Here is a 24,628-nt window from a genome sequence, read left to right as displayed (position 1 = left end):
TGTACAATCCAAGGACTGTACCAATGCAACCTATTAACTAGGTTAATTATTAACTCATATTTTGCGTTAAATATAACCTTATCATATTTAACGCCTTTTGGGTAGCACGATATTTTATTTCGTGACGTTTTCCTGAAAATAAATTTCTGGAAACAGTTGTTTTTCCCTGGCCTGCTACCGCAATATAGACTAATCCCACGGGCTTGTCATCAGTACCGCCATCGGGTCCGGCAATTCCTGTAATACCAACACCTATATCAGTATGCAGATTTTTACGCACACCCTGTGCCATAAATTCAGCTGTTTCTTCACTGACAGCACCTTTAATCTGCAAAACTTCCTGCGGCACCTGTAATTGCTCCATCTTTACTTTATTAGAATAAGATACCACACTGCCCATTACATAATCGGAACTGCCTTGTATATCAGTAAGACGACTTGTCAGTAATCCCCCTGTACATGATTCAGCGCAGGCTATGGTCAATTTTTTCTGCTTAAGCATATTGCCCGTAACCGTTTCCATATTCTCATCATTTTCAGCATATATATATTCGCCAATACGTCGATATATTTCCTGTTTAACTGGTTCAATAATTTTTTCAGTATCGGAGAAATCATTTCCTTTAGCGGTAACTCTTATTATAACACCGCTGGGGCGTACTAAAAGTGCCAATGTTGGATTTTTCTGCGCTAAAATGAGATCTTTTATCTTTGTTTCCAGTAAAGATTCACCAATATCAAATGTATTTAACACCTGTGATTGAATAACCTGCGAAAAACCAAATTTATTCTGCAAAAATGGTCTTAGCTCCCGTTCAAACATATCCTTCATTTCACGTGGCGGGCCAGGCAGATTAATAATATATTTATTATTATACTCCTGCACAATCCCCGGTGCTATCCCATTATGGTTCATAAGTACATAAGAACTTTCCGGTACCAAAATCTGCCGCATATTATTATCGGTCATTGGTATATTACGCTTAACAAAATGTATGTTCATCTGTTCAAGGCTTTGCTGATGTTTGATCATTTGATGACCAGTTATTTCAGCACAGACATATTTTGTTATATCGCCTTGTGTCGGGCCCAAGCCTCCTGTAGTTATAATTATATCTGACCGCAACAGTGCATTTTTAATGACATCCCTCATACGGTCATAATTATCCCCTACAGTAGTCTGATAAAGTACATCAAACCCCATGTTATTTAACTTAGCTGCCATATAAGCACTGTTAGTATTTACAATCTGCCCCAATAAAAGCTCACTGCCGGTAGTTATTAATTCCACACGCATAGCTTTTCCACCTTATCTTTCTGCAATCTTTGTTCCTACTAAATCATAGACAAACCCCTGCTGTATTTTTACTTTTATAATATCGCCCGGCTTGCTGTCGGCATCTTCTTCTACATATATTTGTCCATCTACTTCCGGCGCTTCACGATATGAACGACCATAAGTAACATTTTCCTGCTCAGTATCCCGGCCTTCAATTAAAACATCCATTACTTTGTTTTCCAAGTTTTTATTAATATCCTCTGAAATTTTACTTTGCAGACTCATTAAATCATGATAACGCTCCTGCATTATTTCTTCCGCAACTTGATTAGGCATATCATAAGCAGGTGTGTCTTCTTCACGCGAATAAGTAAATACACCAACCTTATCAAAGCGATGTTTTTCTACGAAATTGCGCAGGGCTTGATACTGCGCATCAGTCTCTCCAGGAAAACCAACGATAAACGTTGAACGCAGTGATATATCCGGCATCTTCATTCTAAGCTTACCAATTATTTCCTCAATATATTCAACTGTATCAGCACGATGCATTTTTTTTAGCACAGCATTATGCGCATGCTGTAATGGAATATCAGCATAATTACAAATTTTTTCCTCTGAAGCCATTATATCAATAACCTCATCGGTCAAGCCCTGCGGATAAGCATATTGGATTCTAAGCCATGGCAGTTCCTTTATTTTTACTAACTCCCCCAATAATTTAGCCAAACTAGCCTTGCCATACAAATCAGCACCATAATTAGTGGTATCCTGCGCTATTAAATTTATCTCCTTGGCACCATTTCGTGTTAGATTAATTACTTCGGTTTTTACATCTTCAATAGAGCGGCTGCGGTAATTACCGCGGATTAAAGGTATTGAGCAAAAAGCACATCTATTATTGCAGCCTTCAGCAATCTTAACATTTGTACTATAAGATGGCGTAGTAATTATACGCGGTGTATCCTGATGATAAATCGTCTCTTTACCAATTATTACGATTCTTTCCCCATTCAAAGATGCTTCTACCGCTTCCATTATTCTATCCCAGGCATCTGTGCCAACAATGGCATCAGCTTCAGGAATTTCATCCAATAAAGTCTGACCATAGCGCTGTCCTAAGCAGCCAGCAATTATTAACGAACGACATTTTCCATTATTTTTATATTCAGACATCGCCAAAATAGTTGTAATAGATTCTTCTTTGGCCGACTCAATAAAACTACAGGTATTTACTATTAATATATCCGCCTCTGATGGCTCTGACACTATCTCAATATTATTTTTCTTTAAAATCCCCAGCATCACTTCCGTATCGACACGGTTTTTCGAACATCCCAGACTAACAAATCCAACTTTAAGCAAAATACTTCCTCCAAAATAAATAGTGTTAGTATCATCTAATACCATTTTCTGCATAAATCTCGTATCTTTATATAAAGCTTACAATTTCTATAAGTTTTATATTTCATTTATATTATACAGCAAAATTGCTGCTGATTCACCTTTTTCCCGCGACAGTAATTATCATTAATTATTTTAAGCGTATCGTTTTAACCCACTTATCCAATAATCTATCCTTTTCCTCTTCAGCCAAAGGTTCTTTATCTGAAAACAATTGCAAATTTTTTCCAGCATATATTTTATAGGCTAATGTCGAATAATTTGTCGGCACAAAAAAAATGCCATTTTTTTGCAGACAAAATTGCACTTCATTACCCATAAGCCATTTTATGAATCTATTAGCCTCGGCCTTATTAGGTGCATTTTTCAATAAAGCCGTACCGGTTAACTGATAATAGGTACCATCTTCGGGATATATAATCGTCAAAGGATAATTATTATTTAAATACCTGATAGCTTCACTTTGCACAGCAACAGAAATATCAACTTCATTCATTCCCGCCATGCGAACAGGTGTTGATAAGTATTTTGCATATTGTACAACTTTAGGATGCATTTTGTGCAAGATTGCAAAAGCGTCTTTTTCGCCGTATTGTTTTATCAAAGCATAAAACAAGTCTGATGCAATATCCGATGCCACAAAATCAGTCATACCTATTCGCAAATTTTGTGTATCAGCCAATTGCTGCCATGTTTTTGGTATATAAGGAGCATTTTGTAAATAATCCCTATTAGCGCAAAAGACAATAGGGTCATACCAAATGCCTATCCACAAACCAGTTTTATCCTTAAATTTTTTCAATATGACATCTTCTTGCTCTGAAGAAAATGCCATCAAAATATTTTTCACTGCGGCCTGCTCTAAAACATCCTTACTTGCCAGAAAAACATCAGCCTGTCCATTTAATGATTCAGTATTATTTTTTATTTTATCGATTAGTTCTTTTTGCGACAGCAAAACAAAATTAACTTTTACATTATTAGACTTTTCGTAATCAGCGGCAATATCTGCTGCCAATTGCGACGGCAAGGTGGAATAAACTGTTATTTTGCTTCGTGTCATCATAATTTGCTGACTATTATCAGCAGCAGTATGATAAATCCAATATGTATTTATCGCCAGCAAAATTAGTATTATACTGCAGACAATAAATGCTAACGGTGCATAACGCCGCATAAGCAGCCCCCTTAGATTTATTCACCATATAATAAAATAATAATGAAATGTTTTTATACCAAGCATTTCATTATTATTAAAAGTATATCATTTTATAAAAAATAAGCAACCATTGCCCTATGCAACGATTGCCTAGATTGTATATTATTTCTTACGCATCCAAACAGGAATATCTGGTATTGCCTTATCCAGTTTAAATGCATCTATCTTATGCGTATCAGTGCTTACATCCATTTTTTTACCATCGACTTCAACAGTGACCGTACTATCATCAAAACCTGTAGCAATAACTGTAACACGTACACTTTCATTCATATTTTCATCAATCGCTGCACCAAAAATTATATTGGCATCTTCATGTGCTGCTTCCGATATAATTGCAGAAGCTTCATTCACTTGGAACAAGCTTAATTCTGAGCCGCCAGTAATATTAAGAAGCACACCTCTAGCTCCCTGTATGGAAGTTTCCAGTAATGGGCTGTTTACAGCAGCACGTGCCGCATCAACAGCTGCATTTTCACCAGTTGCTTCGCCAATTCCCATTAAAGCAGAGCCAGCATTATTCATAACAGACTTCACATCTGCAAAATCCAGATTAATGAGGCCTGGTATCGCTATTAAATCTGATATCCCCTGAACACCTTGACGAAGTACATCATCAGCAATTCTAAAAGCATCCATCATTGAAGTTTTCTTATCAACAACATCCAGCAATCTATCATTAGGAATAGTAATAAGTGTATCCACATTAGCCTTTAGATTTACAGTACCAGCCTCAGCTTGCTTAAAACGCTTGCGCCCTTCAAAAGTAAATGGTTTAGTCACAACACCTACTGTTAATGCGCCTATCTCACGTGCACATTCCGCAACAATTGGCGCAGCTCCCGTTCCTGTTCCACCGCCCATGCCAGCTGTAACAAATATCATATCGGCCCCGCGCAGTGCTCCTAGCAGCTCTTCACGACTTTCTTCAGCAGCCTTTTCACCTATCTCCGGCTTTGCTCCTGCACCTAGTCCCCGTGTCAATTTTTCTCCTATTTGAATACGGTTCTGGGCTTTGGCATTTAATAAAGCCTGGGCATCTGTATTAACTGCAATAAAATCTACACCTTTAAGACCTGATTCAATCATACGGTTTACAGCGTTATTCCCTCCGCCGCCTACGCCAACAACTTTTATCTTGGCGAATTGATCAACATCCATATCTAATTCAAACACTAGAAGCACCCTCCATATATTCGTATAAACTGTCTGAGTGACATATATATTACAAAATTCTAATAAGTACATTATATAACATAAGGAATAAATAATCCATCTTAAATTTAAATAACATCATATTATTTCTTTATCATATAATGACGCAAAAATGACATATTCTTGAAAATTCTCAAGCCAAAAACAAATAAGGCCACATAATACAAATCTATTGATAAATTATCACCAATGTAAATCAGTAAGGCCGCCAACAATATATTTACAAAAAAACCCGATACGAAATTCACATTATCAAAGGTTTTCAAAGTCACTGCTTTTAGTCCGCCAAAAACTGCGTCCAATCCTGCCAATAACGCTACTGAAAATAATTTACTGTATTCAGCTGGTATCGTTATATTACAAAAATATCCCAACAACGCTCCCAATATTAAGCTTATTATAGCAAAAATCATTTGTTGTCGCCTTTCTCTACCGGTACTGCATATTTAAAATTATTCACCCTGTTATACGCTGGAATATTTATATTTTTTTCTGCTTTCATATTAATTTTTATGCCCCAAACACCAAGTGTTTCAATAACACCGCCGCGCATTTTTAAGGCATTTTCCATAGTTTCTGTATTACCAATGGCTTTAATTTGAAAAGGCGGCGCTGAACGTTCATTATTAACCGATATGGTAGGACCAGCACATCTTATTTCCGTAGTAGCTACAACCCTCTGCCCATTAATTGCTATTGCTTCGGCTCCAGCAGCACGCAGTTCGTTTACTATACGCAGCATATCCTCATCGTGAACAACATATAAATTCACATTTTCATCAGCAAGTGCTTTTTTATCACTATCAACAATAGTAAGTACCAGTCCTGGACCTTCTACAGCTGAAGCACCTGCCTCAATTACTGCCGCACTTGACAGCTTATCAGGCGACTTTAGCTGCGCTGCATACTGCTTCTTTAATGCATCACGCTCATGTCTTATCTGCAGAAGTCTTTGTGATAATTCTTCTGCCCGTTGGTACTGTGTAGAGGATTTTAGCGTATTTTGGGTAGAGTGAAACTGCACTGCCAGCATAAAGCCTAAAATAAAACAGACTAATATAATCGATACACGACTATGCTTTGTTGATAACATAATTTTCTCCTTAATTAGGACTTAAACTTAAAAACAGGTGAAGCATAGCTAAAATCAACATACTCTATTTTTTTTGTTATTTTCTTTAAATCATGTAAAAAAATCTCTGTATTCTTAGCTTTTTCTTGCGCTTCATTTAAAGTTCCTAAACGTATTTGTTCGCCGCTGATAGTATATGCTACGATCATTTGTGGATCAGCTATATTTATTTCTGAAAGCTGAACACGTGACTCATCTTTCAGCATCATCAAATACGAAATTGCCTTTAATGCATTTTTGTCGTCTATTGTATCACCAATATACTTATCCTGCAATATTTTACCATTTATAAGTGGATATTTAAATGATTTAATATTTTTATAAACATTGAGTATTTTGCCATTATGACTGACATCCACATAGCCGTACTCACAGTTCATGGTAGCTACCGGGCGTGCTTCCTCGACAGTAATTGTCACAGTAGCTGGAAATACCCTTTTTATTATTGCCTTTTCAATGCGTACATCGGCTTCTAAGCGTTTTTGCAATACATCCGTATGAATATTAAACATATTAACTGGCTCTTTGATATCAGCAATAGCACAAATCTGCTCGTTGCTCAATGTGCTATTACCCTGTATTTTTATTGTGCTAACTGCCAATAATGGCGATCTTAAAAAAAAGATTATGCCAATTAATATAAACAGCAGTAAAATACCTTTTAATATATATTTTGATGGTCGTCTTCTTTTCATATATTAATTACAGGCTTTTGCCCACTCCCCTCTTTAGCATAACCCTTTTATTTTATAAATTCTCCTACATATGAATTAAATATCAGCTTTATAATAATGCCGTCAAAATTTATTTTTCTACCATCTCCAGCATCATTTCGCATAAATCGGCAAATTCTATACCATCATGGCGAGCCACATCAGGTACAAGTGAAGTTTCCGTCATGCCTGGTACTGTATTAATTTCCAATACATACGGAATATCATCTTCACTCAGCATCAAATCGACACGAGCCACACCGGTACAATTAGTTATTTCACAGGCTTCCACTGATAATTTTTGTATCTCTCTAGTCAATTTTTCTGATAAAGGTGCTGGAATAATATGATGTGAGCAGCCTTTGGTATATTTATTATGATAATCATAAACACCGTTTTCAGCAACAATCTCTATTATTGACATTGGTCGCTTTTCCTTATTGCCATATACTGCTACAGTAAGTTCTCTGCCCTTTATAAATTCTTCAACAATTATTTCCTGGCTATATTTAAAAGCTTCATTTATGCCCTCTGCCAGCTCCTGCTCGGTTTTTGCTGTAAATACACCGATACTTGAACCTTGATCTACTGATTTTACTACTACCGGCAAATCAAATCCATCCATAATCTGTTGTTTTATATCAAATTTTTCATCATCAATTTTTTTAAAAAACATGGTTTTAGGTGTAGATATCCCCGCTGACAAAAATATCCTTTTGCTGGCGGCCTTGTTCATTGTTAACGCACTGGCTAATACATCTGAACCTGTGCATGGCATATTTATCATCTGCATTACTGCCTGTAATACACCATCTTCACCATATTTGCCATGTACAGCGTTAAAAACTATATCACACTGGCTTTTTTTTACATCATCAACAATAGTTTGTGGATTCAGTTCAATAGCATTTACTTCATAATTTTTGCTTTGCAGGGCATTTATTACAGCCTCTGCGGTCTTACGTGATATTTCAGCTTCTGATGATGGTCCACCCATTACAACAGCGATTTTTTTATATTTCAATTCATTGCCCCTCCAATATTGACTATATTATACCAAATCTTGTGCCAGTTCTTCACCGCAGCGAAAAATGTTGCCAGCTCCCATTGTAACAATAAGATCACCTGGTTCTACAATTGTTTCCACATATTTTGCTATTTCATCCATATTTTTAATATAAACAGCCTTTTTGCCGGTCTTTTCTACTTCATCATAGATTATTTTTCCTGTTATTCCCGGTATTGGTTTTTCGCCGGCTGAATAAATATCAGTAAGTACAAGAACATCAGCTTTAGCAAAGCACAGTCCGAATTCCTGTGCCAATAGCTGCGTACGGCTGTAACGGTGCGGCTGAAAAATACATATCAACCGTTTAGGTAATGTCTGTTTAGCAGCTTCTATCGTTGTTTTTATTTCTGTAGGATGATGGGCATAATCGTCAACAATCCAATAATTTTCAGTCCTTTTTTTCGTCTGGAAACGTCGGTTAGCACCATTAAACAATTTAAAACCAGCTGCAATTTTAGCAAATGGCACTGCCAAAAATCGGCATACTCCTATAGTTGCCAGAGCATTTAATATATTATGGCGCCCAGGCATATTAAGCTCGATACTTCCTAATACATCACCTTTATATGTAACTGTAAAGCTTGTCTTATGCTTAGACATATTGATATCCTGAGCCTTATAATCAGCTTCATTGTCAATTCCATAGGAAATTATTGTTTTTTGTGTATTGTTAGCAATTTTACGCGCATTTTCATGGTCAAAACATATGACAGTTGCTCCTGCATCTGCTGTATTGCCAACAAATTCATTAAATGCTGCCATTATATTTTCCATACTGCCATAATGATCCATGTGATCATCTTCAATATTAGTTATGACTGATACATATGGATTAAATTTTAAAAATGAACCATCACTCTCGTCGGCTTCAGCAATTATATAATCACTCTGCCCCAACTGGGCATTCCCCTTAAAATAATCAACTACTCCGCCAATTATAACTGTAGGATCTACGCCGGCATTATCAAGTACTACACTGAGCATAGATGATGTTGTTGTTTTACCATGGGAACCTGCAACAGCAATTCCCTGTGCAGAATTAAGCAATGCCGCCAGCATATCTGAGCGATGATATATCTTTATATCTTTCCCCTTAGCCGCCACAATTTCTGGATTGTCATCATTTATTGCTGAAGATATAACTACAGCATCACAATCTGTTATATTATCTGCCGCATGACCTTTATAAATTACAGCACCTTTAGCTGCTAAATTTTTTACAATATCTGATTCATTTAAATCCGAACCTGATATTTTATAACCTTTTTCCAATAAAACTTCGGCAATAGCACTCATGCCCACTCCGCCGATACCAATAAAATGAAGTTTTTTTATATCCTTAAGCAAAAAAATTTCCTCCTGCCATAATTTGTTAATGTATTTTATTTTACTATTGATACAATCATAGATACAATATTATCTACTGCCTGCGGATAACCCATTTTTTTACTATTTTGAGCTATCTGTAATAAATCAGCTGGTGACTGCAGTAAATCTTCCAGCATTACAATCAATGCCTGACCATTTAATTCTTTATTCAAAATCATTTTAGCGGCCTTAGCATTGACTAAAGCCTTAGCATTATATTCCTGATGATTTTCTGCTGCATAAGGATATGGGACAAGGATTGAAGCAAGACCTCTGGCTGTGATCTCAGCTAATCCAATTGCCCCAGCCCGTGAAACAATTACATCCGCCGCCGCTAATGCTTGCGGCATATCATATAAATACGGCTTAATTTGGATATTGCTTACTTTTGCCAAATCAATATTTTCCCGCTTTACACTGTCAATAAATCTTTCATATTCTGTTTTGCCAGTAATATGCAATATCTGCAGTTTATCACTATTGGCAAAGGATTTATAAACATCGAGCATTGCCTCATTTATACGGCGTGCCCCTCTGCTGCCGCCAGTTACCAAAAGTGTTTTTTTAGCTGGATCCAATTTTAATTTTTTTATTGCTTCGCTGCGCGTGTAAGACAATACATCCTTACGAATAGGATTACCTGTCAGCTGCACTTTATCCGCTGGAAAAAATTTACATGCCGATTCATAACCGCAGGCAATTTTAGTAACAAATTTTGCCAGTATCTTATTTGTAACCCCAGGAACTGCATTTTGATCCTGAATCAATGTAGGTATTTTCATTAATGCCGCCATCATTAATAAGGGGCCGCTAACATAGCCGCCAGTTCCCACAACAACATCCGGCGAGAATTTTTTTATTATTCGGCGTGCCTTTAGCAGTCCCATAGCTGCTTTCCCCACTACCACCAAATTATGTAATGATAATTTACGAGCAAAACCTTCTATGTTAATTGTTGCAAATGGGATATCCGCCTTAGGAACAATATCAGCCTCTAATCCTTTTTTCGTTCCAACATACAGGATTTCGGCCTGGGGATATTTTTCTTTTATCGTCTCAATCAAAGTCAGCGCCGGATAAATATGTCCACCAGTTCCGCCGCCGGAAAATATTATTTTCATCACATTACCTGCTTTATTTTCATTTACTATTTCATCTTAGCTAATCAGCAATATAATAAGTCCTACTGACCCGCATATAATGCTTGTCAACCAGAATCTTTTTACCACTTTTGTTTCAGGCCAGCCCTTTAATTCGAAATGATGATGCAGGGGACTCATCAAAAAAACTCGCTTGCCATTACGATAGCGATATGATATTACCTGTATTATCACTGACAACGCTTCAATTACGAAAAGACCCCCAATAATTATTAAGAGTATTTCTGTCTGTGTTAACACCGCTGCTGCAGCAATAACTCCGCCTAAAGCCAATGAGCCAGTATCACCCATAAAAATCTTAGCCGGATGTTTATTAAAACGCAAAAAGGCCACTAATGCTCCAGTACAGGATAAACAATAAACAGCTAAATCAAATTTAAGAAAATATAAACATATAAGTGCATAAATAAATGTTGCTATGGCTGCTGTTCCTGCTGCCAATCCATCTAAGCCGTCTGTCAGATTAACCGCATTTGTTGTCCCCACAAAAACGAACAGTACCAAAATATAATAAAAAACTCCAATATTGATATCTACATTAAGCAAAGGTATCCATAGCTTTGTGGCAAGTATATTATTATGTATGCCAAAATATGTAACAATAAGAGCTATTATTAACTGTCCTAAAAGTTTTTGCCATGCTTTTAAGCCTAAATTTCTCTTTAACACTACTTTTATATAATCATCGATAAAACCAATTAAGAAGTATCCCAGCATTATAAATAATGCCAGCATTGTTTGCACTGTTATATGGGCAAATAACAATGTACTGATTGTTATGCCCAATACTATCATTACTCCGCCCATTGTCGGTGTCCCTGACTTTGCCTGATGACTTTTAGGCCCTTCTTCTCTTATGCTTTGTCCAAATTTCAGCCGATGGAGCCACGGTATTATTTTCGGTCCAGATATAAGTACTACAATTGCGGCTGTGATAAAGCCAGCAATTGGATAAACTGCCATTGTCATTCTTATTTCCCCAGTAAACTTATTATTTTTTCCATTTGCATACTATGTGAGCCCTTGACCAAAACGATATCTCCCGCTTGCAGTATTTTTGTCAAAAGCTTGGCTATCTGCAGATGATCTTCACATGTATATACATTTTGCATTGCTTTGTCTCTAGCCGCCTGCGCGGCCCATTTTGCCAGAGGTCCTAATGTTATTAAAATATCGATATTATTTTTGACACAAAAAACACCAATCTCTTCATGCGCTGTTTTTTCGATGCTTCCCAGTTCCTTCATATCGCCACAAACAACTATACGCCTTTTTCCCGCCATAGTCATTATATTTTTTATTGATGCTTTCATTGAAACAGGGCTGGCATTATAAGCATCATTAATAATAGTACAATCCCTATATTTTGTCATCTCAAACCGCATTCCCGATGATTTAAAAGCATTAAGTCCCTCTTGAATAAGCTGCGGTGGCATCTGCATAATATAGCCAATAGCAATCGCTGCTAATGCATCATAAACATTGTGTTCACCGATAAGCGGTATTATAAATTCAAATTGTCCATTTGGCAAGATGCAATTAAATTTTGTTTTATTATTATCAATAATTCTTATATTTTCCGCTTTTATGTCGGCAGAATTTTTTATAGCAAATGTTATAATATCAGCAGCAGTTGCTTTTGCCATTTTTCTTACAAATTCATCATCATTATTTAAAACAGCTTTGCCATTTTGGGGAAGTGCCTGCGGCAATTCTGCCTTTGCTTTAGCAATATTTTCCTGTGACCCCAAGAGTTCCAAATGAGTATGACCTACATTAAGCACTATACCTATTTCTGGCTTAGCCGCTTTGGCTAGAGCCGTTATCTGTCCTAATCCACGCATACCCATTTCAATAACGGCAATATTATGTTCCTGCCGCAGCGCTAATAAAGTCAGGGCCATACCTATTTCTGAATTAAAATTTTTCTGTGTCTTTAATACATTATATTTTGCGGCCAAAACTGCTGCTGTTAAATCCTTAGTAGTAGTTTTACCATTAGAACCAGTTACTGCCACTAACGGCAATTTAAACTGCTGGCGCCAGCCACCTGCAATATCAAGATAAGCCTGCAGTGTATCATCGACTACGACAATTGTGATGTTGTGCTGTAAATCTGCTGGTATTTTTCTTTTATCAGAAATAATAATGCCCGTTGCTCCATTATTAATCGCTGTTGCAATAAAATCGTGTCCATCATATTTTTCGCCTTTTATCGCTAAAAACAGCATGCCTTTTTCTATTTTACGTGTATCTGTGCTTATATTGGTAAATGAATTTGCTGTTTCCTGTAAAACCTGACATTTTGTATATGTTTTTATCTGTTCTAAGCTGAAAGACGGCACTTACTTATCCTCCGCTAATTTTGTTTTTATTGCAGCTAATGCTACTTCTTTATCGTCGAAATGAATCGTTTTATCTTTTAATATCTGATAATCTTCATGACCTTTGCCTGCGATAACAATTATATCGTCTTTAGCAGCTATTTCTACAGCCCTATATATAGCATCTTTTCTATCGGTTATCTTTTCATGCATATTGCCATGTAATGCCGGCAATACACCCGCTTCTACTTCTGATAATATAAATTCCGGATCTTCACTGCGCGGATTATCCGAAGTTGCCAATACCACATCTGATAATCTGGCAGCAATTTCTCCCATTATCGGTCTTTTTGTCCTATCACGGTCACCGCCGCAGCCAAATACTGTAATAATTCTTTGTTTTGCTATCTGCCTAGCTGTTTTTAAAACATTTTCCAAACCATCTGGTGTATGAGCATAATCAACTATTACGGAAAAATCCTGACCACCACGTACTAGTTCAAATCTGCCTGGCACACTATGAAATTGTGCTAATGTATCGGCAATAATTTTGCTGTCAATTTTTTCAGCAACAGCAGCTCCTACTGCGCCCATAACATTATATATATTAAACAGCCCTGTTATATTCAGCGACAACGCCAAAGCGCCATTATCTGTCTGCAAGGTAAATTCAGCCCCATTTGCATGTATATCTATATCCGCAGCCTTTAATTTTGCTGTATTATTTATCGCATAAGTCAACACTTCGCACTTACTGTGCTGTTGCATTATCTTTCCGGCTTTATCATCAATATTTATTATCGCCGTTTTATTATCTTTACTGGCATTTGCTGTAAGTGAATCAAATAATTTAGCTTTAGCCAAAGCATAGTTTTTCATAGTCTTGTGAAAATCTAAATGGTCCTGCGTAAGATTAGTAAATACGGCTGTATCATATTCACAGCCAGCAACACGATTTAAAGCCAAGGCATGTGAAGATACTTCCATTACAACATAGTCCATACCTTTTTCATCCATCTGTGCCAATATTTGCTGCAGATCAATTATATCCGGCGTTGTGTTGTGAATTTCCTGTTCTTCATCTTCAATGAGTATTTTTATTGTGCCTATAACGCCAACCTTATATCCAGCATTACGCAAAATAGAACGCAATATATAGGTGATAGTTGTTTTCCCATTTGTTCCGGTCACACCAATCATGCGCATTTTTTTCCCTGGATAATCATAAAAATACGGTACAATTTCTTCCATAGCTTTATGTACATCGGCAACGATGATTTTAACCACATCAGCAGGAACCTCAACATCTTTTTCAGCCAAGACAGCTGCTGCGCCATTTTTTACCGCTTGTGCTACAAAATCATGACCATCAACGGTAGCTCCTTTAATGCAGACAAACAATGTATTTTCCCGCACTTTACGAGAATCACATTCAATAGCTGTAACCAATTTATTATCAGAATTAGTTACTTTAGCTGATACTATTTTTCCCACTAGCTCATTTATATATTTCGGCATTATTATACCTCCTATTTTTACAAAACAAATATATTATAACAGATAAATTACAAACTAAAAAGGAGCTGTTAAAACAGCCCCTGTCATTTGAAACAATTACTAATTCTGGTTAGCAAAATACATCTTATCAGGCAGCGCCATATTAAGATTGTTTACAGCAATCTTTTTTATCCGTTCCGGCGATTTTAGCTTAGCAATATCCAAGCGCAATCGATCATTTTCACTTTCCAATGCGGCAACATTTTTATTTAATTTTATAAGCTGATAGCCACTGCTAACAGCAGCGCTATTGCGAAAAGTAACAAACATTGCCATAAAAGCAACAAGCATTACTAACGCCAAACACCGCAGTCTTAACTTGGTATTTAATGGAATTTGCTGTTTAATTACTCTGGCTGCATTTCTTTGTTTTTGTATAGTATGTCTAGCAGGTTGTTCGTATACTGTTTTTTCAGCTAAATTTCCATACGTATTATAGCGTGCCATACTCTGTGCCTCCATTTTTTTGGGGAAAGTGTTATATTTTTTCTGCAATCCGTAATTTTGCACTTTTAGCGCGTGAATTATCCTCTAATTCATGTACTGATGGTAATACTGCTTTTCCACAAAGCTTAATTTGTTTTTTATGACCACACATGCAGATAGGCAGTTCTGGCGGACATATGCATCCTCTAGACATAAATTTTAAGGTTTTTTTAGCAATACGATCCTCTAAGGAGTGAAAGGTTATTATAGCAATTCTGCCCCCAACACCCAAATAATCTACTGCACAAGTAAATGTGTCTTCCAATATCTTCAATTCATTATTAACTTCAATTCGCAGTGCCTGAAAAACACGTTTAGCCGGGTGTCCCGTTTGTTGCCTGCGCACAGCTGAAGGTATTGCCCGCCGAATAATATCAACAAGTTCCTGTGTTGTTTCGACCGGCTTATCTTTTCTATATTCTTCGATAAATAAGGCTATCCTTTTAGCCCAGCGTTCTTCACCATAATCCGTAAAGATAGCTGTCAGCTGTTCTTTGGTATATTTATTAATAATATCATAGGCTGAAACAGCTGCCGTTCTATCCATACGCATATCCAAAGGCGCATCCTGCATATAGGAAAAGCCACGCTCAGCATCATCAATTTGCGGTGATGAAATGCCTAAATCAAATAAGATACCATCCACTTGTTTAATTGCAGCAGCCTGTAAAATATTATTAAGATTTTTAAAATTATCATGAATTATTTTTATTTGACAATCATATTGTGACAAACGCTCTTTAGCCGCCTGCACAGCTATTTCGTCCTGATCTATGCCTATCAGCATTCCTTCTGAATTAAGTCGCTGCGCTATACGTGAGGAATGACCTGCCCCTCCCAATGTACAATCCACATAAATTCCATTAGGTTTTATTTTTAATCCGTCAATAACTTCATCAGCCATAACACTTAAATGATGAAATTCCACTCAGGTGAACACTCCTTACTTAAACATTTTATTAGTTTATCTAATATGGTTTCTAGATTTATATTAATATTCCTCTTTTTTTTATCATTTTTTTTAATTTTCTAAGCTAAGATTATTTTTTATCGTATTTATGTCACTGGCAATATTGAGTTCTACCGGTGCATTTAATATTCTAATATTGTCCATTTGCTCATATTGCATATCATGCTTCTGTTCTATAAATTTATCCGCCAATATTGTCTGGCTGGTAAGCTTTATAGTTTTATTTTGTTCCGCTGTATACTGCTTAGTCTTGTTTAATACAGCATATACCAAATTGTAGTTTATATCAGACAATCCCTTTGGGGGCAAAGCCGTCTGCATTTTTTTCTGCAATTCATCAGAATCATGATTCAGCTTTGATATTTCATTTTTCGCCAAAGCCAAACTTATCTGATCATCATGAAACTCATCAATAATATCATTGTACCTGCTCCAAATATGGTCAGCATCATTGATATATTTCTTATAACCCTCATACCACGTCACAAAAAAAGATTGTTCGCTAAAAATCTGCATTTTCTGCTGTTCTGTTAATGATTTTTTTTGCTGTGGATGCCAAAAAAACACTATACAAAATAAACTTCCTAATATAATAATACCAAATATGTAAAAAATTCTTTTTTGCGGTAAATACCGATATCCCATTATTAGTAAAATCACAGCAAATGCTATCAAACTCCAAAAAGCAAAACTATATTCCATTTTCTCTCTCCAATATTATTCACTAAACATTTTTATTTTATCCCAAGCATCTGTATAATTACTGATATTTATTGCAATAAACCTGTTTTTTTATTATACTTTTAACCATCTTTAAATTCAAGATTTTGTGAGGAATATATATGTCGATAAAAAATTTCAAAAAAAATATTTCACCATTTTGGCTTTTATTCAAGCAGTATTGGATATCCGACGAAAAATGGCCCGCTTGTGGGCTTCTTGCCATTGTCATTATTTTAAACCTGATATCAGTATATCTGATGTTAAAATTAACCGATTGGTATAATGAGTTTTATACTATTTTACAAAATTATTCCTATAAGGATTTTTGGTATTCCGCTGGTAAATTTACAGTTATTGCTTTTTTATTAATATTGCTGGCAGTATATGCGTTATATCTGCAGCAAATGCTGCAGATACGCTGGCGTACCTGGATGACCAATAATATTCTTAACAAATGGCTGCATAATAAAGTATATTATCAGCTGCAAAACAGTAATTACATCACTGATAATCCCGATCAGCGTATCCAGGAAGACATTGATTTATTTGTTAAGCTTACATTAAATTTGGGCATTGGCTTATTCAAACAGATTGTTATCCTAATTGCTTTTATTGCCTTATTATGGCAATTGTCCGGCAGTTTTTCATTCTCAGTCGGTACTCATCATCTAGTAATCCCTGGATTTATGGTATGGATAACATTAATTTATTCGTTTTTCGGTACATTTATTACGCACAAAGTTGGTCATCAATTGATAAATTTAAACTTCAATCAGCAAAAATATGAAGCTGATTTTCGTTTCTCTTTAATGCGTTTACGGGAAAACAGTGAGTGTATCGCCTTTTATCATGGTGAAGCCTCAGAGAACCTCAGCTTTAAAAACCGTTTTTTCAACATCATCACCAATTTTAGGAGCATAATGAACAGGCAAAAAATTCTTACTGGTATGACTGTAAGTTATTCGCAAATTGCGGTAATTTTACCATTGCTTATAGCTGCACCACGCTATTTTGGTGAAACCCTGCCAATTGGCTGGTTTATTCAAATTTCAACCGTATTTGGCCGCGTACAGGATGCGCTCTCTTATCTTGTTGATTCATATACTAACATCGCTGAATGGCTGTCTGTTATCCAGCGTCTTGACACCTTTAACACTCATATCAATAACGTCTCTGCTATTGAGTCACTGCTTCAAATTAAGCCTGCTGACAACTTAATATTAAAAAATTTATCAATCGACCTCCCCAATGGTAAAAATATTATAAACAATTTAAATCTGCACTTAGCCGCCCATGATGACTTAATTATCACTGGTGCTTCCGGCTGTGGCAAAAGCACCTTATTGCGGACTTTAGCCCAAATCTGGCCTTTTTCCCAAGGTACGATCAGCATTGCCCCTGACTCCATAATGTTTTTGCCACAAAAACCTTATCTTCCTCTGGGCAGCCTGCGCAATGCCCTCTATTATCCACAGCACGACATACAGGACAATGATGCTGCACTGGAAAAAGTTTTATATCTTTGCAAATTAGATAAATTTATTAATCAGCTAGAAACCATCAAAGACTGGAGTCAGATTCTCTCATTAGGTGAACAGCAGCGATTGGCATTTGCCCGCATATTGCTTAACGCACCACAATGGTTATTTTTAGATGAATCTACCTCTGCCCTTGATGAACCTACAGAAGAATATATATATACAATGTTGAAAAGTGAGCTGCCTGAGATTACAATTATAAGTGTAGGACATCGTTCCACTTTGCTTAAGCATCATAAATATAAATTAACTTTATACGGATCAGACAAATATAATTTATCGATGATTCAGTCCATACAGTGAGGAATATATTATGATTTATAAAAATTTTTCCCAAAAAGATTTTGACGAAGCTGAAAAATCATATAATGAATGTGCAAAAAAACATACGCCGGCTGTCCCCCAAAGGAAAAAGCTGAGCAAAGGACAAACAACAGCTTTATTTATAGCTTTCTTGATCCTTATATACAGCATTTTCACTAGTGATGTTCCCGCATTTTTATTCAGTCTGTCATTTTTTTTATGGATGCTGCGAAATTTTGCCGACAAAATAAGTTCTCTTCATCAAAAAAGTCTTCGTTCTTTATTGACCTCTTTCAGTATCACGTTATTTATTGGTTCTCTTATACTATTACTTCTTTAATTTCATTCGAAATGAATGCAGTGTATTATATGCTGCATTCATTTATATTTTAAACAGAAAGTTGGTATTTTATATGATTAAAAACCGCGAATTAGAAATAAAAATGATGCTCCTGCCTGGAGACATTGCCCCTATAAAAAATTTTATAAAATCTTTATACTTGCTCAATAACAAACAGATCATTCATATGACAGCTTATTATTATGACACGGCAGATCATTCATTATCCCACAATATGCTCACCTATCGTGTACGCAAAGAAAACAGCCGCTATATTGCTACCATAAAAGGTAAGCCGCAAACTATTAATTTCATAACAAATCGTCTGGAAATAAACCGTCCGGTAAATTCCATCAAAGCAGATATTAATGTATTTTCTGATATTGAGCTAATTCCCGCCTTAGCTGATATTGTAAAGGATAATACTCTTACGCCGCTTGTAACTAATAATTTTAAACGACAACAGTATGTATTATTTATTAATAACTCTAAAATAGAGCTTGTAATTGACACTGGTTTTATTTATGCTGGTATTTATAAAGCACCTATATGTGAACTGGAATTAGAATTAAAAACTGGTCAGGCCGATGATCTATTGCTGCTAGCCACTACTTTGCAAAAAAAATTTTCTCTAAAGCCATCCCTGTCCAGTAAATTTTCCCGTGGTTTAAATTTAATAAATTATTTAAAATAATCCTTATTTATAAGCAGGATTTGTAATCCTCCACACAGAACTGATATATAGTGAAAAAGTGTAATTACAATTAATATAATTGAGTATATCCCATACTTCTTATTCGTTGAATTTATATTTTTGCAATATTCTCTATATAGTATGATTAGAGATTTCCTCTTTTATGAACGGTTATCTCCATTCATACTTTAATGTATTTAAAAATCAATAATCTTGATATGATTAATATTTTAAATATATCGATATTAATTAATTTTTATTAGAGAATATATTTTTTGAATTTTTCTTTTACTTGTGTTGAGGAGGGATTTTTTGTGAAAAAAATAGAATGTTTAGCAATGATCTTAGCTGGAGGACAAGGAAGCCGCTTGGGTTGTCTAACGAAAAAAATAGCCAAACCAGCTGTACCATTCGGTGGTAAATATCGTATAATCGATTTCCCCTTAAGTAATTGTGCCAATTCCGGAATTGAAACAGTAGGCGTTTTAACTCAATATCGACCTTTAGAATTGCATACATATCTCGGCACTGGTGAAACTTGGAATTTGGACAGAAAAAACGGGGGCATGTTTATATTACCGCCATATGCCCGTGAAAAAGGCGCAGATTGGTATAAAGGAACCGCTGATGCCATTTATCAAAATATCAATTTTGTTGAAAACTACGATCCTGAATATGTTCTTATTTTATCCGGGGATCATATTTATACCATGGACTACTCCTGGATGCTTGAAGAGCATAAAATGAACAAAGCCGATGCAACCATCGGTGTTATTCGTGTTCCCCAAAAAGAGGCCTCACGCTTTGGCATTATGACAACTGATGAGCGGGGAAAAATTCTTGCCTTTGATGAAAAACCTAAGCAGCCCAAAAGCGATTTAGCTTCAATGGGTATTTATATTTTTAATTGGAAGCTTTTAAAACATTATTTAGAAGAGGATTCTATCGATAGTAGTTCTAGTCACGATTTCGGCAAAAATATTATTCCCAAAATGCTTGATAATAAGGTTCGTCTATATTCTTATTCATTTGATGGATACTGGAAGGATGTTGGCACCATTGAAAGTCTCTGGGAGGCTAATATGGATTTGTTAAAAGATACTCCGTCATTTGACCTAGGAAGTGCTTGGCGCGTATATTCAGCCACACCTTCACTACCGCCGCATTTTATTGGACCCCATGCTAAAATAAAAAACTCTCTAATAAGCTCCGGTGCAGTTATCGAGGGAACTGTGGAAAATTCTGTCATATTTTCCGGTGTTAAAGTTGGTGCCAACAGTAAAATAATAAATTCCGTCATAATGCCCTTTAGCCGTATTGCTGAAAATGTACTGATTGATAAAGCTATTATCGCGCAAAATTGTGAAATAATGACTAACTCTAAAATAATGTCTAACGACGGTTCTGTTATCGTAATTGCTGAAAACGAAATTATTACACCAATCAATAATGGTAAAAAACAAGTAGGATAAATCATAGGAGGTAAATAGATGAACCGGGTTATAGGCTTAATAAATTTAGAAGAAGATCGCCAATTAATAAAAGAAATTACCACAGATCGCCCTATTGCAACTGTTCCATTTGCAGGGCGCTATCGTTTAATCGATTTTATTTTATCCAACATGGTTAACTCTGGCATTATAAATGTAGGCATTTTACTGCCGCAAAAATTCGGCTCAGTGCTTGACCATATCCGCTCCGGTAAAGACTGGGATTTAGCCAGGCGCCATGAAGGCTTGTTTTATCTGCCGCCTGTTTGCGCTAAAAATGATTCTGCCTCCTGTGAATTATCAACATTTTATAAAAATATTGACTTCATGAAAAAAAGTACTCAGGATTACGTCTTATTATCTGGCGGACATACTGTATTTAACATGAATTTTAACAATGCCTTGCGTTTTCATCAAAACACCAATTCTGATATAACTATAATTTATCATAAAGCCACACATGAGAGTTCTGCACCTTGTACTGTACTGCAGTGTAAAGAAAATGGCTTAATTACCGATATTGCCAATCATTCTGCCAGTTATAATGATGCTAACATCTCTATGGGTATATATTTGATGTCCCGCAAAACTTTTATCGATATTGTCGAATATGCTTATGAACGCGGCGGTTGTGATTTTCTGCTTGATGGCATTATGCGCCTTCATAATAAATATAATGTCTATGGCTATAATTATTCTGGCTATGTATCGACAATAAACTCTATACACGACTATTATAAAACCAATATGGATCTGCTCAATCCCCAAATTTGGCAGGAATTATTTATGGATAATTCCTTAATATATACAAGAACAAAAAATGATATTCCTGCCCAATACAAATCAAAAGCTAAGGTACAAAATTCACTTATCGCTAACGGCTGTATCATTGAAGGCACCGTCAGCAATAGTATTTTATTCCGCGATGTAAAAATAGCTAAAGGTGCTGAAATAAAAAACAGCATAATTATGCAAGGATGCACGATCAATGAAGATGCCCTTGTTGAAAATGTGATCTGTGATAAAAGTGTTACTATTTCACCACAAAAATGGTTAAAAGGTGCCATAAATTATCCATTTATTGTGGAAAAAAATACCGTAATTTAAATTAGCAAGGTTATGTTTTTATAGAATACTTCTATATAAGACTATAGCCTTTAATAAAATTCATTATAAAACAATGAGGGGTGTTATCAATATGCTGACATATAAAGCATTGGAGGAAAAAAATCAGTTTGAACGACTATTTTTGGAAACTGCCAGTGTTATGTTTGGACAAGACATGGAAGAACTTAGCAAAGAAAATCTTTATCAGGCACTAGTTCACACATTGCGGCAATATATAAGCAATAATTGGATACAAACCAATAAATATTATAGTGACCATGAAGAAAAGCAAATATATTACTTTTCTATTGAATTCCTATTAGGGCGCTTGCTCAATTGCAATATAATGAATCTTGATATTGGTGAAGTTTGCAACTTGGCAATGCAGCATTTAGGTATTGATTTAGATGAATTATTTGAGCAGGAACCCGATGCTGGTTTAGGCAACGGCGGGCTTGGCAGACTTGCTGCCTGTTTTATTGATTCCATGGCATCATTGGGAATTGCTGGACATGGCTGCAGTATTCGTTATCAATATGGTCTATTCGAACAAAAAATCATTGATAACAATCAAGTTGAAATTCCTGATAATTGGCTTAAAAATGGTTTTTCCTGGGAATACCGCAAAGCCGAAAAAGAAATAAGTGTAAAATTTGCCGGTAATGCCTATATGAAAAAACTACCTGATGGTTCATTATTGCCTGTTCATGAAAATTATACCACCGTATCTGCCGTTCCTTATGATGTGCCAATAGTTGGCTATCATAACGGCATTGTAAATACCCTGCGTTTATGGAATGCTGAGGTCAGTGAAAACTTTGCTGAAAGCGGCAATTTAAGCCATGAGCAGCTGCAGGAAAAATTAAATTTTCAATATCGCCTAAAAGCTATTACCAATTGCTTATATCCGGATGATAGTTCAAAAAAAGGCAAAATTTTGCGCCTTACTCAGGAATATTTCTTTGTATCAGCTGGTATTCAAAGTATTGTTCGCCACTATAAAAAATTAAATTTACCCTTAATAAAGCTCCCTGACAAAATAGCCATCCATATCAACGATACCCATCCTGCTATGGCCATTCCTGAATTAATGCGTATCCTTGTTGACATTGAGCATATGAACTGGGATGAAGCTTGGGATATCACCATAAAAACCATGGCTTATACCAATCACACTATTTTGCCGGAAGCATTAGAAACATGGTCTATTGATATGTTTAAAGCACTTGTGCCACGTATTTATATGATTATTGATGAAATAAATCGACGTTTCTTGATAAATGTCCGCGACCGCTATCCAGATAACGAAGAAATAGTTCATAATCTTTCCATCTTACAGGATGGGCTCGTTCATATGGCCAGACTGGCTGTTATTGGCAGTCATAGTGTTAATGGCGTTGCTAAAATCCATTCTGATATTTTGAAAGATTACAGTATGAAAGCCTTTCATGAATACTATCCTCATAAATTCAACAATAAAACCAATGGTATAACCCATCGACGTTGGTTAATGGTATCAAATCCGCAGCTATCAGAAGTAATTGACGATTTAATCACTGATAAATGGCGCACTCATCCCAGTCAACTTATAAAACTGCTCGACTATAAAGATGATACTAATGTTTTTGAAAAATTATACCAAGTAAAACAGCTGCATAAAAATAATCTGTCTAAGCTTATAAAAATTAGAAATAATATCACCATTGACCCTGAATCCATATTTGATATACAAATAAAACGCATTCACTCTTATAAGCGACAAATAATGAATATTTTTCATCTAATGCATCTTTATAATGCTTTATGTGAAAATCCTAATTTAGAAATGACCCCGCGCACCTTTATTTTTGGCGGCAAAGCTGCTCCCAGTTATCATATCGCCAAAGAAACCATACGCCTGATAAACACTGTTGCCTCTATTGTCAATAATGATAAACGTGCTAATAAAAAAATGAAAATTGTGTTTTTGGAAAATTATGGTACTTCTCTAGCGGAAAAATTATTTCCAGCAGCTAATGTCAGTGAACAAATTTCCACTGCTGGTAAAGAGGCTTCCGGCACCAGCAATATGAAATTCATGATGAATGGAGCTATAACGCTTGGTACACTAGACGGTGCCAACGTCGAAATACATGATGCTGTTGGTTCTGATAATTGTGTAATCTTCGGCCTTAATGCTAATGAAATATTATCATATTACCAAAATGGTCATTACTCTGCTTGGAATGAATACAATAATAATTCAGCAATTCACTGTGTCGTCGACCAATTATTAACAGGTCCATTTACTAAAAACGGTGACTTCCAGGATTTATACAATTATCTATTTGGCAGCAATGACGAATATTTTGTATTCAAAGATTTCCCGGCATATTGCCAAGCCCATAAAATAATTGAAAAAAAATATCAGGATAAAAACAATTGGCAAAAATCAAGTCTTATAAATATTGCTCATTCCGGCATATTCTCCAGTGATCGCACTATTTCAGAATATGCGAAAAATATTTGGAATATACATCCTATAAAATTATAAATAC

General features: G+C 35.8%; 22 protein-coding genes. 6 read left to right on the top strand and 16 right to left on the bottom strand.

Translation table 11 applies throughout. From position 1 onward, the window contains the following. Nucleotides 1-49: 49 nt before the first annotated feature. From HNR32_RS05395 to HNR32_RS05320, 16 genes are all read right to left on the bottom strand, one after another. Nucleotides 50-1,297, bottom strand: a complete 1,248-nt coding sequence (locus HNR32_RS05395; RefSeq protein ID WP_183860443.1) for a competence/damage-inducible protein A — start codon at nucleotides 1,295-1,297, stop codon at nucleotides 50-52. A 12-nt stretch (nucleotides 1,298-1,309) separates the two neighbouring features. Then, nucleotides 1,310-2,644: a 30S ribosomal protein S12 methylthiotransferase RimO gene (gene rimO, locus HNR32_RS05390; RefSeq protein ID WP_260162442.1), complete on the bottom strand. Its 1,335-nt coding sequence runs from the start codon at nucleotides 2,642-2,644 to the stop codon at nucleotides 1,310-1,312. A 169-nt stretch (nucleotides 2,645-2,813) separates the two neighbouring features. Further along, the gene (locus tag HNR32_RS05385; protein WP_183860441.1) at nucleotides 2,814-3,860 is read right to left on the bottom strand and encodes an extracellular solute-binding protein; all 1,047 of its coding nucleotides are present in this window, start codon (nucleotides 3,858-3,860) and stop codon (nucleotides 2,814-2,816) included. A 144-nt stretch (nucleotides 3,861-4,004) separates the two neighbouring features. Beyond that, on the bottom strand, nucleotides 4,005-5,078 hold the full coding sequence (gene ftsZ, locus HNR32_RS05380; protein ID WP_183860439.1) for a cell division protein FtsZ: 1,074 nt from the start codon (nucleotides 5,076-5,078) through the stop codon (nucleotides 4,005-4,007). Between the two features lie 122 nt (nucleotides 5,079-5,200). Beyond that, entirely contained in the window at nucleotides 5,201-5,530 is a 330-nt protein-coding gene (locus HNR32_RS05375; protein WP_183860437.1) for a small basic family protein, read from the bottom strand. Beyond that, a complete protein-coding gene (locus HNR32_RS05370) occupies nucleotides 5,527-6,210 on the bottom strand; it encodes a DUF881 domain-containing protein (protein ID WP_183860435.1) in 684 nt (227 codons plus the stop codon). The genes HNR32_RS05375 and HNR32_RS05370 overlap by 4 nt, the downstream gene beginning before the upstream one ends. A gap of 14 nt (nucleotides 6,211-6,224) precedes the next feature. Further along, on the bottom strand, nucleotides 6,225-6,944 hold the full coding sequence (locus tag HNR32_RS05365) for a cell division protein FtsQ/DivIB (RefSeq protein ID WP_183860433.1): 720 nt from the start codon (nucleotides 6,942-6,944) through the stop codon (nucleotides 6,225-6,227). Between the two features lie 109 nt (nucleotides 6,945-7,053). Further along, the gene (locus HNR32_RS05360; RefSeq protein WP_183860431.1) at nucleotides 7,054-7,986 is read right to left on the bottom strand and encodes a D-alanine--D-alanine ligase family protein; all 933 of its coding nucleotides are present in this window, start codon (nucleotides 7,984-7,986) and stop codon (nucleotides 7,054-7,056) included. Between the two features lie 27 nt (nucleotides 7,987-8,013). Continuing rightward, complete coding sequence (murC, locus tag HNR32_RS05355) at nucleotides 8,014-9,378, bottom strand: UDP-N-acetylmuramate--L-alanine ligase (protein ID WP_183860429.1); 1,365 nt, start codon at nucleotides 9,376-9,378, stop codon at nucleotides 8,014-8,016. 35 nt (nucleotides 9,379-9,413) lie between these two features. Further along, nucleotides 9,414-10,520, bottom strand: a complete 1,107-nt coding sequence (murG, locus tag HNR32_RS05350) for an undecaprenyldiphospho-muramoylpentapeptide beta-N-acetylglucosaminyltransferase (protein WP_183860427.1) — start codon at nucleotides 10,518-10,520, stop codon at nucleotides 9,414-9,416. A gap of 36 nt (nucleotides 10,521-10,556) precedes the next feature. After that, on the bottom strand, nucleotides 10,557-11,528 hold the full coding sequence (gene mraY / locus HNR32_RS05345) for a phospho-N-acetylmuramoyl-pentapeptide-transferase (RefSeq protein ID WP_183860425.1): 972 nt from the start codon (nucleotides 11,526-11,528) through the stop codon (nucleotides 10,557-10,559). Nucleotides 11,529-11,530: 2 nt separating this feature from the next. Beyond that, a complete protein-coding gene (locus HNR32_RS05340; RefSeq protein WP_311636481.1) occupies nucleotides 11,531-12,904 on the bottom strand; it encodes a UDP-N-acetylmuramoyl-tripeptide--D-alanyl-D-alanine ligase in 1,374 nt (457 codons plus the stop codon). After that, nucleotides 12,905-14,401 carry a UDP-N-acetylmuramoyl-L-alanyl-D-glutamate--2,6-diaminopimelate ligase gene (locus tag HNR32_RS05335; protein ID WP_183860423.1) on the bottom strand — a complete coding sequence of 499 codons (1,497 nt, stop codon included), beginning with the start codon at nucleotides 14,399-14,401 and terminating at the stop codon, nucleotides 12,905-12,907. 99 nt (nucleotides 14,402-14,500) lie between these two features. Next, entirely contained in the window at nucleotides 14,501-14,887 is a 387-nt protein-coding gene (ftsL, locus tag HNR32_RS05330) for a cell division protein FtsL (protein ID WP_183860421.1), read from the bottom strand. A gap of 31 nt (nucleotides 14,888-14,918) precedes the next feature. Further along, nucleotides 14,919-15,854 (bottom strand): 16S rRNA (cytosine(1402)-N(4))-methyltransferase RsmH, encoded by a 936-nt coding sequence (gene rsmH / locus HNR32_RS05325; protein ID WP_183860418.1) that lies wholly within the window; start codon nucleotides 15,852-15,854, stop codon nucleotides 14,919-14,921. 93 nt (nucleotides 15,855-15,947) lie between these two features. Continuing rightward, nucleotides 15,948-16,598, bottom strand: a complete 651-nt coding sequence (locus HNR32_RS05320) for a hypothetical protein (protein WP_183860416.1) — start codon at nucleotides 16,596-16,598, stop codon at nucleotides 15,948-15,950. A gap of 140 nt (nucleotides 16,599-16,738) precedes the next feature. On the opposite strand from HNR32_RS05320, the gene HNR32_RS05315 reads away from it, so the two are divergent. The 6 genes from HNR32_RS05315 to HNR32_RS05290 all read left to right on the top strand — a co-directional run bounded on the left by HNR32_RS05315 (nucleotide 16,739) and on the right by HNR32_RS05290 (nucleotide 24,624). Beyond that, nucleotides 16,739-18,460, top strand: a complete 1,722-nt coding sequence (locus HNR32_RS05315; protein ID WP_183860414.1) for an ABC transporter ATP-binding protein/permease — start codon at nucleotides 16,739-16,741, stop codon at nucleotides 18,458-18,460. A gap of 10 nt (nucleotides 18,461-18,470) precedes the next feature. Further along, entirely contained in the window at nucleotides 18,471-18,800 is a 330-nt protein-coding gene (locus HNR32_RS05310; RefSeq protein WP_183860412.1) for a hypothetical protein, read from the top strand. 73 nt (nucleotides 18,801-18,873) lie between these two features. Beyond that, nucleotides 18,874-19,494: a CYTH domain-containing protein gene (locus HNR32_RS05305; RefSeq protein WP_183860410.1), complete on the top strand. Its 621-nt coding sequence runs from the start codon at nucleotides 18,874-18,876 to the stop codon at nucleotides 19,492-19,494. Nucleotides 19,495-19,808: 314 nt separating this feature from the next. Continuing rightward, entirely contained in the window at nucleotides 19,809-20,966 is a 1,158-nt protein-coding gene (locus HNR32_RS05300; RefSeq protein ID WP_183860408.1) for a glucose-1-phosphate adenylyltransferase, read from the top strand. A gap of 18 nt (nucleotides 20,967-20,984) precedes the next feature. Beyond that, nucleotides 20,985-22,091 carry a glucose-1-phosphate adenylyltransferase subunit GlgD gene (glgD, locus tag HNR32_RS05295; RefSeq protein ID WP_183860406.1) on the top strand — a complete coding sequence of 369 codons (1,107 nt, stop codon included), beginning with the start codon at nucleotides 20,985-20,987 and terminating at the stop codon, nucleotides 22,089-22,091. Between the two features lie 91 nt (nucleotides 22,092-22,182). Continuing rightward, nucleotides 22,183-24,624, top strand: a complete 2,442-nt coding sequence (locus HNR32_RS05290; protein WP_183860404.1) for a glycogen/starch/alpha-glucan phosphorylase — start codon at nucleotides 22,183-22,185, stop codon at nucleotides 24,622-24,624. The last annotated feature ends 4 nt before the right edge of the window (nucleotides 24,625-24,628 follow it).

Source organism: Pectinatus brassicae (assembly GCF_014201835.1).
Lineage (GTDB): Bacteria > Bacillota > Negativicutes > Selenomonadales > Selenomonadaceae > Pectinatus > Pectinatus brassicae.
The sequence above is the reverse complement of the archived record's forward strand: the minus strand, read 5'-3'. Positions and strand labels throughout refer to the sequence as shown.

Bases quoted from the DNA above. Each gene is read 5' to 3' on its own strand.
- HNR32_RS05290 (WP_183860404.1), top strand. From the start codon at position 22,183: ATGCTGACATATAAAGCATTGGAGGAAAAAAATCAGTTTGAACGACTA.
- HNR32_RS05395 (WP_183860443.1), bottom strand. From the start codon at position 1,297: ATGCGTGTGGAATTAATAACTACCGGCAGTGAGCTTTTATTGGGGCAG.
- mraY (WP_183860425.1), bottom strand. From the start codon at position 11,528: ATGACAATGGCAGTTTATCCAATTGCTGGCTTTATCACAGCCGCAATT.
- HNR32_RS05305 (WP_183860410.1), top strand. From the start codon at position 18,874: ATGATTAAAAACCGCGAATTAGAAATAAAAATGATGCTCCTGCCTGGA.
- HNR32_RS05375 (WP_183860437.1), bottom strand. From the start codon at position 5,530: ATGATTTTTGCTATAATAAGCTTAATATTGGGAGCGTTGTTGGGATAT.
- murG (WP_183860427.1), bottom strand. From the start codon at position 10,520: ATGAAAATAATATTTTCCGGCGGCGGAACTGGTGGACATATTTATCCG.
- HNR32_RS05335 (WP_183860423.1), bottom strand. From the start codon at position 14,401: ATGCCGAAATATATAAATGAGCTAGTGGGAAAAATAGTATCAGCTAAA.
- HNR32_RS05365 (WP_183860433.1), bottom strand. From the start codon at position 6,944: ATGAAAAGAAGACGACCATCAAAATATATATTAAAAGGTATTTTACTG.
- HNR32_RS05310 (WP_183860412.1), top strand. From the start codon at position 18,471: ATGATTTATAAAAATTTTTCCCAAAAAGATTTTGACGAAGCTGAAAAA.
- HNR32_RS05315 (WP_183860414.1), top strand. From the start codon at position 16,739: ATGTCGATAAAAAATTTCAAAAAAAATATTTCACCATTTTGGCTTTTA.
- HNR32_RS05370 (WP_183860435.1), bottom strand. From the start codon at position 6,210: ATGTTATCAACAAAGCATAGTCGTGTATCGATTATATTAGTCTGTTTT.
- HNR32_RS05320 (WP_183860416.1), bottom strand. From the start codon at position 16,598: ATGGAATATAGTTTTGCTTTTTGGAGTTTGATAGCATTTGCTGTGATT.
- HNR32_RS05385 (WP_183860441.1), bottom strand. From the start codon at position 3,860: ATGCGGCGTTATGCACCGTTAGCATTTATTGTCTGCAGTATAATACTA.
- glgD (WP_183860406.1), top strand. From the start codon at position 20,985: ATGAACCGGGTTATAGGCTTAATAAATTTAGAAGAAGATCGCCAATTA.
- ftsL (WP_183860421.1), bottom strand. From the start codon at position 14,887: ATGGCACGCTATAATACGTATGGAAATTTAGCTGAAAAAACAGTATAC.